This window comes from Hymenobacter sp. BT188 (assembly GCF_014333585.1).
Taxonomy (GTDB): Bacteria; Bacteroidota; Bacteroidia; order Cytophagales; family Hymenobacteraceae; genus Hymenobacter.
In genome coordinates this window covers 191,165-205,666 of the sequence record NZ_JACSCW010000006.1, presented here as the reverse complement: position 1 = coordinate 205,666, position 14,502 = coordinate 191,165, and the positions used below count along the sequence as shown (strand labels likewise).

The 14,502-nt window shown below is 54.2% G+C and carries 14 protein-coding genes; 6 read left to right on the top strand and 8 right to left on the bottom strand.

Going from position 1 to position 14,502, the window contains the following annotated elements; genetic code table 11:
* Positions 1 to 19: 19 nt before the first annotated feature.
* Positions 20 to 415, bottom strand: coding sequence for an ACT domain-containing protein (locus H8B13_RS17740; protein ID WP_187312156.1), 396 nt, complete (start codon positions 413 to 415; stop codon positions 20 to 22).
* Positions 416 to 425: 10 nt separating this feature from the next.
* Entirely contained in the window at positions 426 to 638 is a 213-nt protein-coding gene (locus H8B13_RS17735; protein WP_187312155.1) for a M13-type metalloendopeptidase, read from the bottom strand.
* A 260-nt stretch (positions 639 to 898) separates the two neighbouring features.
* On the opposite strand from H8B13_RS17735, the gene H8B13_RS17730 reads away from it, so the two are divergent.
* Positions 899 to 1,330, top strand: a complete 432-nt coding sequence (locus H8B13_RS17730) for a hypothetical protein (RefSeq protein ID WP_187312154.1) — start codon at positions 899 to 901, stop codon at positions 1,328 to 1,330.
* Positions 1,331 to 1,372: 42 nt separating this feature from the next.
* The gene (arfB, locus tag H8B13_RS17725) at positions 1,373 to 1,777 is read left to right on the top strand and encodes an alternative ribosome rescue aminoacyl-tRNA hydrolase ArfB (protein ID WP_187312153.1); all 405 of its coding nucleotides are present in this window, start codon (positions 1,373 to 1,375) and stop codon (positions 1,775 to 1,777) included.
* Positions 1,778 to 1,804: 27 nt separating this feature from the next.
* On the opposite strand, the gene H8B13_RS17720 is transcribed toward arfB, so the two are convergent.
* The 3 genes from H8B13_RS17720 to mgtE all read right to left on the bottom strand — a co-directional run bounded on the left by H8B13_RS17720 (position 1,805) and on the right by mgtE (position 4,968).
* Positions 1,805 to 2,563: a hypothetical protein gene (locus tag H8B13_RS17720; RefSeq protein WP_187312152.1), complete on the bottom strand. Its 759-nt coding sequence runs from the start codon at positions 2,561 to 2,563 to the stop codon at positions 1,805 to 1,807.
* A gap of 44 nt (positions 2,564 to 2,607) precedes the next feature.
* On the bottom strand, positions 2,608 to 3,519 hold the full coding sequence (locus tag H8B13_RS17715) for a CorA family divalent cation transporter (RefSeq protein ID WP_187312151.1): 912 nt from the start codon (positions 3,517 to 3,519) through the stop codon (positions 2,608 to 2,610).
* 66 nt (positions 3,520 to 3,585) lie between these two features.
* The gene (gene mgtE / locus H8B13_RS17710; RefSeq protein ID WP_187312150.1) at positions 3,586 to 4,968 is read right to left on the bottom strand and encodes a magnesium transporter; all 1,383 of its coding nucleotides are present in this window, start codon (positions 4,966 to 4,968) and stop codon (positions 3,586 to 3,588) included.
* A gap of 366 nt (positions 4,969 to 5,334) precedes the next feature.
* On the opposite strand from mgtE, the gene H8B13_RS17705 reads away from it, so the two are divergent.
* The 3 genes from H8B13_RS17705 (at position 5,335) to H8B13_RS17695 (ending at position 9,033) form a co-directional block, all read left to right on the top strand.
* Positions 5,335 to 6,141 (top strand): cyanophycinase, encoded by an 807-nt coding sequence (locus tag H8B13_RS17705; RefSeq protein ID WP_187312149.1) that lies wholly within the window; start codon positions 5,335 to 5,337, stop codon positions 6,139 to 6,141.
* Between the two features lie 157 nt (positions 6,142 to 6,298).
* Positions 6,299 to 7,552, top strand: coding sequence for an OmpP1/FadL family transporter (locus tag H8B13_RS17700; protein WP_187312148.1), 1,254 nt, complete (start codon positions 6,299 to 6,301; stop codon positions 7,550 to 7,552).
* Between the two features lie 23 nt (positions 7,553 to 7,575).
* Positions 7,576 to 9,033: a hypothetical protein gene (locus H8B13_RS17695; protein ID WP_187312147.1), complete on the top strand. Its 1,458-nt coding sequence runs from the start codon at positions 7,576 to 7,578 to the stop codon at positions 9,031 to 9,033.
* Positions 9,034 to 9,111: 78 nt separating this feature from the next.
* Here H8B13_RS17695 and H8B13_RS17690 read toward each other — a convergent pair whose 3' ends face one another.
* From H8B13_RS17690 to polA, 3 genes are all read right to left on the bottom strand, one after another.
* Positions 9,112 to 10,128, bottom strand: coding sequence for a YpdA family putative bacillithiol disulfide reductase (locus H8B13_RS17690; RefSeq protein WP_187312146.1), 1,017 nt, complete (start codon positions 10,126 to 10,128; stop codon positions 9,112 to 9,114).
* 53 nt (positions 10,129 to 10,181) lie between these two features.
* Positions 10,182 to 10,616 (bottom strand): hypothetical protein, encoded by a 435-nt coding sequence (locus H8B13_RS17685; protein WP_187312145.1) that lies wholly within the window; start codon positions 10,614 to 10,616, stop codon positions 10,182 to 10,184.
* 260 nt (positions 10,617 to 10,876) lie between these two features.
* Positions 10,877 to 13,729 carry a DNA polymerase I gene (gene polA / locus H8B13_RS17680; protein ID WP_187312144.1) on the bottom strand — a complete coding sequence of 951 codons (2,853 nt, stop codon included), beginning with the start codon at positions 13,727 to 13,729 and terminating at the stop codon, positions 10,877 to 10,879.
* A gap of 112 nt (positions 13,730 to 13,841) precedes the next feature.
* Between polA and H8B13_RS17675 the strand changes: the two genes are divergently transcribed.
* Positions 13,842 to 14,480 (top strand): DUF1684 domain-containing protein, encoded by a 639-nt coding sequence (locus tag H8B13_RS17675; protein WP_187312143.1) that lies wholly within the window; start codon positions 13,842 to 13,844, stop codon positions 14,478 to 14,480.
* Positions 14,481 to 14,502 lie beyond the last annotated feature (22 nt).

Here is a 14,502-nt window from a genome sequence, read left to right as displayed (position 1 = left end):
TAACATCTGGGGGGCTTTTTTAGCTGGATAACTCATGTAGCAACTGCATTGCCTCCTCAGCTCGGGCGGTGGTTATAAAGAGGTGGTCGTGGTAGAAAGCCGACACAGCATTGACGCTGATGCCATGAGCCGCGAGCAAAGCGGTAATGCGCGCCAAAAAGCCAACTGCCTCCAGGCTGGAATGTACATTCAGCGTGATCATACGACAGGGGTAGCTGTAGGCCAGCGCCGCTTGCTCAGCTTGCGCCTTCGGCACAATGAGCGTTAAGCCCTCCGCCTCGCGAAAAGTACCCACCGGAGTTAGCAGCTCTGATACTGACTGATTCAGGGGCAACGTGCAGAATACGTACTCCTCAGCTAGCAGAACCGGCTGCATAGAGCGCAGCAGTTGATCCAAGTTTGTTTCACCAGTCATTATAGGGTTGTTACCAAATCTTTACGCGGGCAGAGTCGGGGAGGTAAAGCTTCTGGCCGGGTTTTATATTGAATGCTTCGTAAAACGCTGGTACATCGGCGAAGGAGCCGTTTACGCGTAAGATGGCCGGAGAGTGTACATCGGTGAGGATGCGCTGGGCCAGCACTTCGTCGCGTTGATGGCTTTGCCAGCCGAGCGCGTCTAAGCTACCAGTTCTGGGCAACTATCGGTACACCGACGGTTCCAGTTAATACCACGTTGTACGCAAGTATCCAACGTCAAGCCTCCGGCGCGTGACTAACCGTCATGCAGCGGCGCGAAGCATCTCGCGTGCTGATGAGAGATTACTACTCTTACCAAACACGCGAGATGCTTCGCTCTCGCTCTGCATGACGTTGAAAAAGCCCCCCAGAGCTTTGGATAAGTGACTGGCTCCGATGAAAAGTGCTACGTTTATCGTTACGGCGCGTACCTTAGTCTACAATGTCACTGAAGCTGCTTGTTCTGCTCAATTTTGCCCTGGCGGCGTACCTCACAGGCCTTATCTGGACGGTGCAGCTGGTGCACTATCCTAGCTTCGCCTTTGTAGCGGCCGATAAGTTTGTGGCGTTTCATCGGGCCCACTCCACGCGCATGGGCTGGGCGGTAATGGCCCCGATGGTGGCCGAGCTGGGCTTGGCGGCATGGCTGGCGTGGCAAGGACGGGCCTTGGGAGGCACGGTGTGGTGGAGCCTGGCGCTGGTGCTCCTTATCTGGGCCGTTACGTTCTTTGTCTCCGTGCCTTTTCACAACCGCCTCGCCCAGGGCTTCGATTATATCGCTATCGACGGGCTGGTGCGCACCAACTGGCTGCGTACGCTGGCCTGGACGGCGCGCAGTTCGTTGCTCGGCTATATGCTTTGGCGCTTGCTGTAGGCGTGTTTCGTAGTTCTTGCTTTCTGACTTTTACCACAATCAATGCTTCCGCCCGCCGAATACTTCTGGCCCGAGTTACAGGTGCAAACCAGCCGCAGCAGCGGTCCTGGGGGGCAAAATGTTAACAAAGTAGAGTCGCGGGTGGAACTGCGGTGGCAGGTAGCCTCCTCCCAGCTCATCACCGACGAGCAGAAAGAATTGCTGCTCCAGAAGCTTGCACCCCAGCTCACTACCGAAGGCTACTTATTAATAACTGCTCAGGAAGATCGTAGTCAGCTGCGCAATAAGGAAATTGCTCTCCAGAAATTTCACGACGTGCTCAAGCGCACCCTGCACAAGCCCAAAGCCCGCAAAGCCACTAAACCTAGCAAAGGCGCCGTGCGCAAACGCCTGGAAACCAAGAAAAAGCAAAGCGAGAAAAAAGCTAGCCGGCGGCTGGACTTGTAGAAGCGTGGGCGGAGTATTGCGAAGCCTCTAATTCAGGTCCAAGCCAAAGAGCACTCCAAACCACGGCTTACGCTGATATATCCAATGCTGCCCATCGGGACCCATCAACTGGTCAGCACCGACGGCTAGGCCTAGGTTAAAGATGCGAGCATCGTAAATAGCGGCGGCCCCAAAGTGAATTACAAAGCCTTCGTACTCAGCTACCCGTGTTTGCTGATTCGTGACATCTGGGTTGACAACGGTGGAACCCAGGCCCGTGAACAGGCCGTAGCCCAGCCCCATGGTTCGTACGTGCGGCTGCTGTCGGCCGCTAAGTAGCTGCCGGCTATTAATATGATAAAAATCTAGTCGGCGGCCATAATAAACGGCCGCGTTGAAGTTGGTATTAAGCTGCAGCGGCAGCGGCCCTTGGGGCGGGCGGGCCTTAAAAGGAATTGTAAAGACGTCTAGGTCAAATTTGCTGTCCAACAGGATAACGTGCTGCCCGCGGCGCAAAGGGTAGCTGAAACTGCGGGGAACGTGTGTTTTAGCATCGTTGTCATCCTTGGGCTGCGAGAGGAATTTTAATGAATCCTGCGCCAGCTCTACATATACAGTGCGCTCCTTCCCAATGGCAGCGGCCAGAGCCGGATCATTTGTGCGAAAAAGTTGGTAGTCACCAGATTCCAGCGTAGGCAATTGCCCCACTGCGACACAGCCTGTAAAAAGCCCCCCACTCCCCACCAATCCGGCCAATAATAGAAGGCGATAACCTATTTTTCGGCGCAGAAGGCTAAAACGCAGCATATATCATTACATGACATTTTACGGTACGCGGCGCGCCAGCTTTGCTAGATCCAGCCTTTGCGCTTAAACCAGGTATAGATACCGATAGATATCAGCACCATAGCCGCCATGGCGCCCGGATAGCCCATTTTCCAGGTTAGCTCGGGCATGTATTCGAAGTTCATCCCGTAGATGCCGGCAATAAAAGTCAGGGGCAAGAAGAAGGCCGAAAATACCGTGAGCACGCGCATAGCCTCATTCGTGCGCTGCGACGACAACGACAGGTACAGGTTCATAAGGTTGGTGGCTGCCCCGTCGAGCTGCTGATAGAGCGTTTCTACCTTCGTCTGCAAGTCCTGCGTGTCCTGCATGAGGGTGGTGTCGTCGGTGGCCGATTGTCGGCGGAGCATAGTGAGGATGTCGCGGGTAAGCAGGAGAAGCTGTTTGGCCGCCGAGGCTTTGCGCTTCAGAAAGTAAAGACCCTGTAACGTGTTTGGCACCTCACGCTTCAGAAATATATCTGCTTCGTAGTTGTCCAGCTCCCTGGTCAGCGTGATGGCGGGCTGTACGTAGCTATTGAGAGCATAGCGCACAATGTGGATAGCTATTTCGGCCGGTGAGCTGCACTCTTCGCCGGGGCTGCAGGCTACATTTTTCAACTGACTTAAAACGGGGTGCGAGCGTCGATGTACCGTAATTAAGTAATCGGCAGCGTAGAAAATGGCAATCTTGGTGCTCAGTTCCTGGATGGTGTCGGCCTCGTTATTTTCGGGCGCGACAAATACCCGTAACATGATGAAATTCAGGCCATCGTTGACTTCGAACTTGGGTAAGTGAGTCGGTTCCAGACAGTCGCGCACGAGTGAATCGGGCAAGTCATACTGCTCAGCCACGGCCTGAAGCTCATTCACAGCCGGATTGGTAATGTCGAGCCAGTCAAATTGACTGCTTTTCTGGGTAAGAAGCTGTTCAGTCATAGGCTACAATAAGGAAGTCATAGCCAGCGTCTGCTGCTATGATGGCTGCGAATGACTAAATACGGCTTAAAGCAATGTGCCGCTCAAGAAAAGTAGCGCAAACGAAAAGTAAATCACGAGTCCCGTCACGTCTACGAGTGTCGCCACAAAAGGCGCCGATGAAGTAGCCGGGTCGGCGCCGAGACGCTTGAGCAGTAGGGGCAGCATAGAGCCGCACAACGACCCCCACAGCACAATACCGACCAGCGAAAAACCGACCGTAAATCCAATTTGCCAATAGTATTCGCCGTATTCGTTGGGGTAAAGGCGCGACCACAGCAGAATGCGCAGCAAGCCCACCACGCCCAAAATGCCCCCCAGCATCAAGCCCGTAGCCAGCTCGCGGCGCATGACGCGCCACCACTCACCCAGACTCAGCTCGCCCAGCGACATAGCCCGTATGATAAGCGAAGTAGCCTGGGAGCCCGCGTTGCCGCCCGCGCTGATGATGAGCGGAATAAAAAGTGCCAGCACCACGGCTTTAGCTATTTCCTCCTCAAAATACCCCATGGCCGTAGCCGTAAACATCTCCCCGATAAGCAGAATCACGAGCCAGCCGGCCCGTTTGCGCACCATGCCCAGTAGCGGAATGCTGAGGTAAGGCTCGTCGAGGGCCTGCGAGCCACCGAGTTTCTGGATGTCTTCAGTATCCTCTTCTTCCCGGATGTCGAGAATGTCGTCGATGGTCACGATGCCGAAAAGCACGCCTTCATCATTGACGACGGGCAAAGCCACCCGGTCGTTTTTGCGGAATACCTCAATGGCTTCCTCCTGGTCTTGCATGGTTTGGAGGTGTACAAAGCGCCGATCCATCAGCTCGCTTACCTGCTTGCTGGGGTCGGCCAGCAGTACCTCCCGAATACTGATGTCGTCGATGAGCACGCCGCGTCTGTCGGTGACGTACAGCAGGCTTATCGTTTCAGATTGCCCCCCGTGTAGCCGGATGTAGTCGAGCACCTGTTGCACCGTCCAGCTCTCCCGAATGGCGATGTAGTCGGGCGTCATCAGGCGGCCCACGCTGTATTCGGGGTAGCCCAGCAGCTCCAGCGTCACCTTGCGCTCGGGCTCCGAGAGGGTCTGAATCAGCTCCTTCACAAAGTCGTCGGGCAGAAACTCCAGCAGGGCCGTCCGGTCATCCGGCGACATCTCGTTGAGGATGTCCGAGATTTTATCCTGACTCAGATTGGCCAGAAAGTGCCGCTGCACGTCTATTTCCAGGTATTCAAATACCTGCGTAGCTAGCTGCAAGGGCAGCAGACGGAAAATAATAAGCTGTTCGCGTTCCTCTTCCTCTTCAATCAGCTCCACCACTTCGGCGGGCTCAAACTTCTTGAGCAGTTCCTTTAATTTAAAAAATTCGCCCTCCTGAATCAGGGACGTAATCTGGTCGGTGGTGGGGTGCTGATTCATGAACTACTGAGAGGAGTGCTTCGCTAGGCAAGAATGAGTTAGTGAGAACTGTCCCTCAAAATTAACCTAAAAAAACGGCCTTGCCGTTAACCAGTCGCTAATTTCGAGCGGTAAGAGCTGAACCTGAGAATTGACTGGCAAACTCGATTCGTGGGACGCTGATTTACGGCGCTAAGGTTATGGCAGCGTATACTTTTTGAGTAAAATAAATAAAAGTGGTTACCACACCATCAGCCAGAACGTAGGGAGCAAGCGCGGGTACGTGGCCTATGTCGCTTACCTTCATACTACAGCCGTCGATCGGCGGACCTGAAAAAGCCCCCCAGGGCATTCTACCTTCGCTATTCGTTCTATTCTCTGCCAAATATGTCCAGAAAATCACCTCTCGGAACGCTCGTAGCCCTGGGCGGCGGCGACGACGACGCCATGCTGGCCATGCTCACGGATATGCTGCCCGCGCCTACTGCTACGGTCGAGATTGTAACCACGGCTTCCAGCAACCCTGGTCGTAGCAGCCGTGGCTATCAGGATAGTCTGCACGATCTGGGTTGCCGCTCAGTGCATCATTTGCGCATAGATGAACGCCACGCCGCCGATACCGAGGAAAATCTGAGGCGTTTGGAACGAGCCGCCATGGTATTTTTTACTGGCGGCGACCAAGAGCGTATCACGGAGTTTTGGCAAAAAACCCGTGCCCTGGCCGTGCTGGCCGACCGTTACCGCCACGATGCGGCCTTTATTGTGGCTGGCACCAGCGCCGGCGCGGCCGTGCTCCCCGATTGCATGATTGTGGAAGGCCACGGTGCCCGCTCGCTCACAAAAGGCGGGCTGCGCACCGCCCCCGGTCTGGGCTTGCTAGGGGAGGTGTATTTGGATCAGCATTTTGCCGAGCGAGGGCGCTTTGGACGGTTGGCTCACGCTGTGGTACAGCATCCTACGCGGCTGGGCTTGGGACTGGGGCAGGAAACGGGCATTATTGTGCGGGGCGGCCAGGAAGCTGAAGTGTTCGGCGATGGGGTGGTGATGGTGGTGGATGGGCAGCACCTGCGCGGCAGCAACTTAGGCCGCATTGGCCGGGGCGAGCCGGTAGCCGGCCAAGACTTGCGCGTGCATGTATTGGTAAGCAGCCAGCGGCTGGATTTGCACAGCCGGCAAGTTGTAGCTAATCAGTGAGCATTATTGCTAATTTGCCCCCCACCATCCAAATGAAGACAAATTGTTCAAAGTTGAGAGTGTCGTATAAACTGCTCGGCACGCCTACTAATTTGATTAATTTTTCTACTTACATTTAGTGCCATAAACCGCAAATCCTCACTCATTCCACTTTTTTATGAAGTTAAAATCTCTACTCCTAGTGAGTGGTGCGCTACTCACGGGTACTGCAGCCTCGGCGGGTGGCTATCAGGTAACGCTGGCCGGGCAGAAAAACAACGGTATGGGCGGCGTCGGCGTCGGCTTATCGCTCGACCAGGCTGCTATGTTTTACAATCCGGGGGCACTGGCAATGGTGCGCGAGCGGGGCGTACAAGTAGGAGTTAATGCTACGTTTGCTCGTCAGGCTTTTGTAGCCGAAGGAGGAAGCACCCAGCGTGAGCTGCGGAATTCGGTGGTTACACCTTTCAACCTGTACGCGAGCTTTGGCCCGGCGGAAGGCAAGTTTCGGGCGGGTATTGCAGTATATACGCCTTTCGGCAGCACGCTGAAGTATGCCGATGGTTGGGAAGGCCGCACATCCCTGACCGAGATTGAGCTTCAGTCTGTTTATGTGCAGCCCACTGTAAGCTACGCCATCACTGACCAGATCAGTGTAGGCGCAGGCCTGACGGTATTGGCCTACGGTGCCGTTAACTTGCAGCGCGATGTGCCTTTGCCTGACTCCTTTGGTCATATTGAGCTGGATGGTGAAGCCGAGCGCAAAGTCGGCTTTAATGCGGGTATCTTCTTCAAGCCATCCGAGAAGTTTAGCTTAGGTATAAATTACCGTTCGAAGATTGATGCCGAGGTAAAAGACGGCGACGTGACCTTCACCGGCATCGATCCTAACTCGGTATTGGCTTCCCGTTTTCCTAATACCAAATTCAGCGCTACGCTGCCCCTTATTGCTACTACCAGCATTGGTATCGGCATCATGCCTACTGATAAGCTCACTATCGGTATCGACGTGAACTACGCTGAGTGGAGCGAGTACAAAAGCCTGGAGTTCACCTTCGCTGATCCAATCAACGGCTCTAACACCAGCGTTTCGAAGCGCAACTATGAAGATGCGCTTACCTTCCGCTTAGGTGGGCAATACAAAGTGACGGAAGGCCTGACTCTACGCGCCGGTGGTGCTTATGATGAGTCGCCTGTACGCGATGGATATGTAACGCCCGAAACGCCTGACGCTAACCGTGTAAGCGGTACCATTGGGGCTTCTTACGCCATGGGCAAATTCGGAGTGGACTTCTCCACCCAGTTTGTAAGCATTTCCAAGCGCAGCCAGACGCAAAGCCAATTGGTTGCTAATGGCACTCAGGACCGCGTAGCCGGTACTTACAAAACCAACATCGTGATTCCAGGTATCGGCCTGAACTACTCCTTCTAACTCTTTGCCTCGCTTGTATCGATATGATTTCTAAACTGTTTACTAAATCCGCGCCGTTCTTGGCGCTGCTTGGGTTGGCCCTCACTGGCTGTCAGCCTGATTTGGAAGAAGACATTAAGCCCAGCAGTGGCACCGCTGACTTCTCGCGCTACATCGCCGTAGGTAACTCCCTGACTGCTGGCCAAGCAGATGGCGGCTTATACTTGGAAGGACAGCTGAATTCTTATCCTAACCTGTTGGCGCAGCAGTTCCGCAGCGTAGGTGGCGGCGAATTTGTGCAGCCACTATTTACGGAGGCTCAGCGCAATGGCACCGGATATTTGCGGCTGGCTGGCTTCACTGCCACTGGCAGCCCCATCACGGCCCCTGTAAATACGGCGCTGGCGCTACGGGCAGGTGCAACGGCGGCTCGCCCGCTCTACACTAAGTTCACGGAGCCAATAAATAACCTGGGTGTACCCGGCATTCGCATGGCGGATATTCTTTCGACTACTTATGGTAGCGTAACGGGTAATCCACTATTCGAGCGTATTACTCCCGACGCACAGTCTAACCAGACTTACTTGGCGCGTGTAGCAGCTTCTAACCCTACTTTCTTTACAGCTTGGATGGGTAATAATGACGTGCTGGGTTATGCGACATCTGGTGGCGCAAGTACCGCCCCAGCTAGTTCGCTAACAAGCACCACAATTTTCACTGCCAACAACAACCAGCTCATCGATGCGCTCACAGCAAATGGTGCCAAAGGCCTTGTTGCGACCATTCCAGACGTTACCAACATTCCTTTCTTCACCACAGTAGGTCCATCATTCCGGGCCACTTTAGAAACTCCTCAGCCTGGTTTACCAAATGGTGTTCCTGGCTTAGTAATTCAGACTGGGTCAGCCGCAGGTCCTGCAAGTGCTACCACTCGCAAGCAAATTGCAACTGCTGACATTCGCAATGCCAGCGGTGTGGGTCGCCAGTTGTTTACGCTGACATCTTCGCCTTTCCTTGGCCTGCTGAATCAGCGTACGGGACGTGCCTGGCGCTATGTGTATGGTCAGAGTGGCCAGCCAGCTGCCGGTTTCCCGCTCTTCCTAACAGCTTATGGCATTGATACGCTCCAGACGTTTGGTACCAGCATGGGCAATCCTATCCCAAGTGCTTTTGTGCTTGACGATGCTGAGCAGGCATTAGTACGTACGGCTACTACTGCCTTCAATAATGCTATGATAGCGAAAGCAACAGCGAAAAATCTAGCTGTATTCGATGTGAATGGTTTCTTTGCCCGCGTAGCTACCAATGGCATTGTGACAAACGGCGTGAACAATACAACTCAGTTTATCACGGGTAACTTGTTCTCCTTGGATGGTGTGCACTTGACTCCTCGCGGCTACTCTATTGTCGCCAACGAAATGATAAGAGCTATTAATCAGCAGTATGGCGCATCTGTTCCTACTCTGAATTCAAACGAATATCCGGGCGTTAAATTCCCATAGTTCGTTTTCATTATCCATAAAAAAGCCCCCCAGTCATGACTGGGGGGGCTTTTTTATGGATAATGAAAACGAACCATACTATGACAGTTGCACCGGTTGGAGCACGGGCGGCAACACAGGCGCCGCCTGACCAGCTAGATGCGCCGCAATAACGGCCGCGTGGTAGCGGCCATTCTCAATAAACCACCGACTGGTATTTAGCCCCCCACACACGGTACCGGCTATATATACACCTGCGCGGTTAGTTTCGAAGGTCTCAGGATCATGACACGGGGTACGGGCCGCGTCGGGCTGGGTGTCGATGCCTAACGCGGCGAGCAGGCTGTAGTCGGGGCGGTAGCCGGTAAGGGCGTAGATGAAGCTAGTGGGTAGCGTCTGGGGGGTATTTTCTGTTACTACATCTATCTCTCCGGGCCGGATAGCTGCAATGGTAGTGTTGAACAGGGCCTTAATGCGACCCTCCGCAATACGATTCACCAGATCAGGCCGAATCCAGTACTTCACCGATTCTGCCAGCGCAGGTCCGCGCACTACCAGCGTTACCTCGGCCCCGGCACGAGCCAGCTGCAAAGCCGCTTTGGCCGAGGAGTTTTTGGCCCCCACCACAATTACCGGCTGCCCGACATGGGCATACGGCTCTTTGTAGTAATGACTTACATGAGGCAGCTCTTCGCCCGGTACGTTTAGCTTGTTGGGCACGTCAAAGAAACCCGTCGCCACAATCACCGATTGAGCCTGAATATGCCCCAGGTTCGTACGTAGCTCGTATGCACCGGCTTCGCCTTCCATCCCTAGCACGCGCTCATATAGGCGGAGGTTGAGCTTTTCGGCGAAGGCTACGCGCCGGTAATAATCCAGTGCATCTTCGCGCAGAGGCTTGTAGCCACTGGTTGGAAAGGGGTAGCCACCAATTTCGAGCAGCTCGGGCGTGGAGAAAAATTCCATGTTGGTAGGGTAGCCCACAATGGAATTGACCAGCGCCCCTTTGTCGACAATACAAACCAACAAGCCGCGGCGTTGCGCCTCAATAGCGCAGGCCAGGCCTACTGGCCCAGCGCCGATAACTACTACATCAAAATGAGAATTTGTCGTCATATACAGTTATACCAACTCGCCCTATCAGGAGTTCATAACTACTCAGTTTGCGGCTAAGATTGGTTATGCTTTTTGGGTTTCAGCGCTCTAAAAGCCCCCGTCGACCACATTGCCCAGCTCATTAGCACGGGCTGCAAAAACAACCTACCTAACCGTTTGGCATCGGTATCGAGACCAAAAGCAGAAATGTGGTGCGTGTACTGGTGAATGTTGCCGGGAAACACCAGCGCGTAAAAGGCTGCCAGCCCCAAACCCATGCGCACTCGGTTCTGGCCTTTCAACAGGAGCAACGCCAGCCCCAACCCAGTTTCCACCACCCCCGATGCCAGCACGGTAGTGTCCTTATCCAGCGGCACAAAATCAGGTACCTGTGCCTGAAACTCCTGCCGCGCAAAGGTGAGGTGCCCCGCACCAGCTACAATCATAAAGGTGCCCAGCGCGCCACGGGCGACGTTCTGCAGGGTGGTAGTACGGATTTGATGTGGCATAAGCGTGGTGCCTAACAGTAGTTGAGTAGCCACGCTATACGGCTGGTGGCAGTCTGAGGTGTGCTGCTTCCTTTTAGTTACCGTTTGTGCTCCCCTCTAGCTGGTCATAAGACGAAGTGCTGCGCCCTGGCCCAAATATTCATCAGGGTCAGGGATGCAAAAAGCCTTTATTCTGGACTAATTGTAAGTATATGAGGGAGGTAAGGCCATTTGCTTAGCCCTGCCGCTTGCCACTTTCCATCTCGTACATCGCCTTGAGCCTAATGCGCCTGCAACCAGTTGCTGCCGATGCCTACTTCTACTTCCATCGGCACACTCAGGGGCAACGCGTTTATCATCAGTTCCTTAATGCGAGGCGTGATGTACTCAATTTCCTCTTTGGGTGCGTCGAACACCAATTCGTCATGGACCTGTAGAATCATCTTGGTGCCTAGCTTTTCCTTTTCGAGCCAGTCGTGGATGCGGATCATGGCAATTTTGATGATATCGGCGGCAGTGCCCTGGATGGGTGCGTTAATGGCATTGCGCTCCGTGAAGCCACGAAGTGTCGCGTTGCGAGAGTTGATGTCGCGCAGATAACGGCGGCGACCGAGCAGCGTTTCGGCGTATTCCAATTCACGGGCCTTGTTGATGCTTTCGTCCATGAAGCGCTTCACGGCCCCGAATTCCTCAAAATAGGCCTCAATAATATCCTGCGCTTCCTTGCGCGAAATGCTCAGCCGCTGGGCTAAACCAAAAGCCGAAATACCGTAGATGATGCCGAAATTCACGGTCTTGGCTTTGCGCCGCATTTCGGCATCCACGGCTGAAAGCGGTACGTCGAATACTTTGCTGGCCGTGCTGCTGTGAATATCAATGCCTTGGCGGAAAGCCTCAATCATGGTTGCGTCCTTGCTAAAGTCGGCCATGATGCGCAGCTCAATCTGCGAGTAGTCGGCTGCAACCAGTAAATGGTCAGCGTCGCGAGGAACGAAGGCTTTGCGGATTTCGCGGCCTTTCTCCGTGCGAATCGGAATATTCTGGAGGTTAGGGTTGGTGCTGCTCAGACGCCCGGTAGCCGTTACAGCTTGGTTGAAGGACGTGTGCACGCGACCGTCTAGCTCACACACAAGCTGCGGCAATGCTTCCACGTACGTGGAGCGCAACTTCGTTAGCTGGCGGTATTCCAGAATCAGCGCGGCTACCGGGTTGTCGATGGCAAGCACGCTCAGAATCTCCTCGCCAGTAGCGTACTGACCGGTTTTGGTTTTCTTGATTTTACCGCCACCGAGCTGCATCTTATCAAACAAAACCTCCCCGAGCTGCTTCGGCGAGCCAATATTGAACTCCTGTCCGGCAGCCTGGAAAATCTGCTTTTCCAGGTCCGTAATGTAGCCTTGCAGCTCAGCGGAGTATTCACCCATAGCCGAGCTGTCGATCCGTACACCCTCGTACTCTATATCGGCCAGCACCGGTACCAGCGGATTCTCTACTTCATTTAGCAGCTTCAACAAACCGATTTTAGCCAGTTTGGGCTCGAATACGTGCTTGAGCTGCAACGTCACATCAGCATCTTCGCAGGCGTAGTCGCTAACTTGGCTGGGGGGCAAATCGGCCATGGTTTTCTGGTTTTTGCCCTTCGGCCCGATGAGCTCTATGATAGAAACCGGCGTGTAGTGTAGGTAGGTCTCGGCCAAAATGTCCATGTTGTGGCGCATGTCGGGCTCCAGCAGGTAGTGGGCCAGCATCGTGTCAAACAACGGCCCGCGCACCCGCACGTTGTAGTGCTTCAGGATGGTGAGGTCGTATTTGATGTTCTGACCAATTTTACCAATGGTTTCGCTTTCTAGAAAAGGCCGAAACTCATCTACAATAGCCTGAGCGCCAGCCATATCATCGTGCGGAACCGGCACGTAGTAGGCCTCGCCGGGCAGGTAGCAGAACGATAAACCCACCAGCCGCGAAGTCATCGTATCTAGGCCAGTCGTTTCGGTATCGAAGCTGACCTCTTTCTGCTGCATCAGGAAGTCCAGCAAGGACTTACGCAGGGCCGGCGTATCAATCAGGTGATACTGATGCGGTACGTCGGTCAGGGTGCGTTTGGTGGCGGGGGGCAAAAATTCGTCTTCCTCCTCATCCTCCGCCGTAGCCGTAGCAGCTGGAGCACCAAATAGCGCAATTTGCCCCCCAGCCGCCGCGCGCCGCGTCCGTGGCGACGGCGTAGACGTAGCCGGTGCGCCACCGCTCAGCACCCGCGCCGCGAGCTGCCGGAATTCCAGATCATCGAATAAGGCACGTAACTGCTCCTCATTGGGCGGACCCATTTTCAGGGCATCTGGCTCAAACGGAATGGGCACATTCACGTGGATGGTAGCCAGCTCCTTGCTCATCAGGCCCTGCTCGGCGAAGTTGCGCACGTTTTCCTGCTGCTTGCCTTTCAGCTCATCTACGTGAGCAATCAACTGCTCTACGGAGCCGTACTTTTGGATCAGCGTCTTGGCGGTCTTCTCGCCAATACCTGGAATGCCCGGAATGTTGTCGGATGCGTCGCCCTGCAAGCCTAGAATGTCCGTTACCTGCTCCACGCGCTCAATCTCAAATCGCTGAAGTACATGGGGTAGATCGAGCACTTCGGCAGCATTACCCATAAAGGCGGGCCGGTAAATCTTGATTTTCTCGGTAACGAGCTGGCAATAGTCCTTGTCCGGAGTCATCATAAACACCTCAAAGCCTTGCGCTTCGGCGCGCTGGGCTAGGGTACCAATCACGTCGTCGGCCTCGAAACCATCCACCATCAAAATTGGGATGTTGAAGGCATCAATTACCCGCTTGATATAGGGAATAGCAGTGCCGATATCTTCGGGCATAGCTTGGCGCTGAGCCTTGTACTCTGCGAAACTATCGTGGCGGAAGGTTTTCTTCTGAGCGTCGAACGCTACGCCGAGGTGGGTGGGTTTTTCCTTCTGTAGCACCTCCACGAGCGTGTTCGTAAAGCCGAGTACGGCGCCCGTATTCATTCCCTTGGAGTTGATGCGCGGATTCTTGCTAAAGGCAAAGTGGGCGCGGTAGATAAGGGCGAAAGCGTCGAGGAGAAAGAGTTTTTTGGGTGTTTCGGGGGCGGTAGATTCGGTCATAGGGGCGAAGATACAAGCGGTAGGTGGGCAAGCGTATGGAGTAAACGCGCTAGGGCCTGCCGTGTTCGGTCAATAATACTACTAGTATGCTAAAGCCGGCGTACTTTGGAGCATGAAATACAATTACCTATTCACGCTTCTGCTGGTTTTCTATTCTCTTAGCTCAACCGCCCAAACCACGGCGACCATTGCCACGCTCCCAGCAGCAGAGCACGCCAAAGAGGTAGCTGCTTTCCAGCAGGAACTCAACGCCGAATACCGCAACCCAGCCGAGTCGCCGCTACCCGCGAAAGACCTAAAGAAATTCAAAGGGCTGCCGTTCTTTCCGCTTAATCGCGATGCTCGCGTAGAAGCCCGCTTTGTACGCGATTCACTAGCTGCTCCCTTCGAGATGGAAACCAGTACCGCCCGACGGCCGATGTATCGCAAATATGGCGACGCTTATTTCACGCTTGATGGGCAGGAATTGAAGCTCACGATCTACCAAAGCCTTGATTTAATTCAGAAAGAAGGCTACCAAGATTATCTGTTTGTCCCTTTCACCGACCGCACCAACGGCCACACCAGCTACGGTGGCGGCCGTTACCTCGACTTACGCCTCGGCCAAATTCAAAACGGGAAAGTCGTGCTGGATTTTAATCGGGCCTACAACCCATTTTGCGCGTATGGAGGGCAATATTCCTGCCCCGTACCGCCGGTCGAAAACCGCTTGCCGGTTGCTATCAAAGCGGGCGTAATGAGTGATCATTAAGAAGTAGCAGTAGCGGCCCCAA